The organism is Streptomyces ipomoeae 91-03, from assembly GCF_000317595.1.
Classification (GTDB): domain Bacteria; phylum Actinomycetota; class Actinomycetes; order Streptomycetales; family Streptomycetaceae; genus Streptomyces; species Streptomyces ipomoeae.
On sequence record NZ_AEJC01000469.1, the window covers coordinates 1 to 2,504 of the forward strand.

The 2,504-nt window shown below is 69.1% G+C and carries 3 protein-coding genes and 1 pseudogene; all 4 read left to right on the plus strand.

The genetic code is table 11. From position 1 onward, the window contains the following. Nucleotides 1–157 precede the first annotated feature (157 nt). Nucleotides 158–565 carry a hypothetical protein gene (locus STRIP9103_RS30665; protein ID WP_199790594.1) on the plus strand — a complete coding sequence of 136 codons (408 nt, stop codon included), beginning with the start codon at nucleotides 158–160 and terminating at the stop codon, nucleotides 563–565. 313 nt (nucleotides 566–878) lie between these two features. After that, a pseudogene (locus STRIP9103_RS47290) lies at nucleotides 879–1,154 on the plus strand (proton-conducting transporter transmembrane domain-containing protein); the annotation flags it as partial. Between the two features lie 112 nt (nucleotides 1,155–1,266). Continuing rightward, nucleotides 1,267–1,731: a hypothetical protein gene (locus STRIP9103_RS30670; RefSeq protein ID WP_234022343.1), complete on the plus strand. Its 465-nt coding sequence runs from the start codon at nucleotides 1,267–1,269 to the stop codon at nucleotides 1,729–1,731. A 96-nt stretch (nucleotides 1,732–1,827) separates the two neighbouring features. Further along, nucleotides 1,828–2,499, plus strand: a complete 672-nt coding sequence (locus STRIP9103_RS30675) for a DUF305 domain-containing protein (protein WP_048821296.1) — start codon at nucleotides 1,828–1,830, stop codon at nucleotides 2,497–2,499. Nucleotides 2,500–2,504: the final 5 nt, after the last annotated feature.

Genomic DNA, 2,504 nt, shown 5'->3' on the forward strand with positions numbered 1-2,504 from the left:
GTGGGCGTACGAACGTGGGCGGGAAACGGGCCGCTGCCACGTTTTCCCTGGTCGAAGGCATCGTGATTGTTCCCACTGGCTGGCTTGTCATCCACACCAAGTCGACTTCGGCCGAGACCTTCATTCGAGACCTTCATTCAGCGTCCGGGCGCACCCCATGTTGCCCTCTGACCCACCGTGCCCCTGCACCCGAGCCCTGGCCTTCCTGGTGGCGGTCGCCTGGCTCACGGCACGGGGCACCAAGACACTGCCCACCCTGCGCGGCGCGGCCCGCCGGCTCCTCGTACGCCCCGTCGTACGCCTCGTCGACACGCTGGCCGCCTTCGACGACCGGGTCCTGGACCGCGCGGTCGAGGGCACCGCTCGCGGCGCGGCGGGGGCCGGCCCGGTGGGCCGACCGGCAGGTGGAGCGGCTCGCCAGCGGCGCCGTGGAGGGCGCGGCGGACGGCGCCCGCGCACTCGGCGGTGGGCGCGCAGGCCGCAGACCGGGCAACTGCATCAGTACCTCGCCCAGGCGGTCGCCGCCTTCACCGGCATCGCCGTCGTCCTCGTCCTCGTGAGGTGACCGCTGTGCTCACGACCATCGTCCTGCTCCCCGCCGCGGTCGCGGCCCTGCTGCTGTGCGTACCACGCAGTGCCCCGCGACTGCTGTTTCTGACGGCGTGGGTGGCGACCACCGCCAGCCGAGCTGGTGCTGACCGTGATCGCCTGGGCGGGATACCGGGCCGATGGCGGAATGCGGTACGAGACGCGGGCGCGATGGATCCCCGGCGCGGGCATCAGCTACCACGTCGGCGTCGACGGACCCTCCCTTCCCCTCATCGCGATGATCTGTGTCCTGTTCCTGGCCTGCGCGCTGTACGCGTGGCGCGAGACCCGCCTCCCTGACCCCGGGCAACCTGGCGGCCTTCTTCCAGCAGGACGTCAAGCACCTGCTCGCCTATTCGACCATCAGTCAGGTCGGCTACCCCCTCATGCCGGTGGCCGTCGCCGGACGCACGGAGCTCGATCAGCAGGCGCTGCTCTACCACCTGGCCACGTACGCCGTGACCAACCTCGGGGCCTTCGCCGTGGTCCGCGCACTCCCCGAAGCCTTCACCATCGAGGACTACCGAGGTGCGACACGCCGACTCCCCGCCCTGGTCGCCTCGCTCATGAGGGAGAGCCGATCGCGACAGGAAGACGAGGGGGCGCCCGATCGGCGGGGGTGCGACGGCTTCGCGACCGGACCCCGAGTGCGGTCGGAACCAGGAGGTCTGAGTGAGCGTGAACACGCGACCGCGGGTGGGCGGTGCCCTGGGGCATCTCCTGCTGGTCGTCGTGCTCGCGTTCGGTGTGTTCGCCATGCACACGATGGGGCACCCGGAGGATTCGTCCGGCTCGGGTATGGGTGGCGGGGCGCACGCCTCGGTCGTCGACTCACCTCAAGATCCGGTGGTGCACGAGGCGGGATCCGCGGCACCGCGCGCGCAGTCCGCCGTCATGACCGCGCACGTGTCCGAGTTCTCCGGTGCTTCGCCGTCGGCGGACGAGCCTTTCACTGGCATGGACATGATGTCGCTGTGCATGGCGGTCCTCAGCGCGTGGTTGTTCGCCATGAGCCTGCGCGAGGTGTTGGCCCGTCGGCCCGCCTGGCCGGCGGATCTGCTCGCCCGGTTGGCCGTTCTCGCGCGTCCCAACCCTCCGCCGCGTAGACCCGACCTCGCTCAGTTGTCAGTCCTGCGGATGTAGGCCGAATCGTCGCGCGGGCGCACCCGGCGCTGCCCGCACAACACGCAAACGGCACCGTATTCAGAACAGAACTGACCACACGAGGTGTTTTCGCACATGACTGCCTACAAGCGCGCCCTGAGCCGTCCCCTTCGCCGCCGTATCGCGGTGGTGGGCGTTGTCGCGGCGGGAGGACTGCTGCTTGCCGCCTGCGGCGGTGACGACATGGAGGGCATGGACCACGGGAGCGGCAACTCCGCCTCCGCGTCCGCTTCCCGGGATGCCGGCGACAACCCGGCGCCGGGCGCCTTCAACGACGCGGACGTCAGCTTCGCGCAGATGATGATCCCGCACCACGAGCAGGCCCTGGAGATGGCCGAGCTCGCGGACGGCCGTGCCTCCGACTCGGAGATCAAGACCCTGGCCGCGGACATCGAAAAGGCCCAGGATCCCGAGATCCAGACCATGAAGTCCTGGCTCAAGGCCTGGGGCAAGCCGGAGTCGGCCGAGGAGGGCATGCCCGGCATGGATCATGGCGACATGGACATGTCGGAGATGCCCGGGATGATGTCCGACGAGGACATGAAGAAGCTCGAAGCCGCCAAGGGCACCGAGTTCGACCGCATGTTCGCGGAGATGATGATCGAGCACCACAAGGGTGCGATCGCCATGGCCGAGGACGAGCAGAAGAACGGCAAGAACGCCACGGCGAAGAAGCTCGCCGGCGATGTCGTCAAGAACCAGACCGCCGAGGTCGAGAAGTTCGACGAGATCCTCGACAGGCTCTGAGTCCC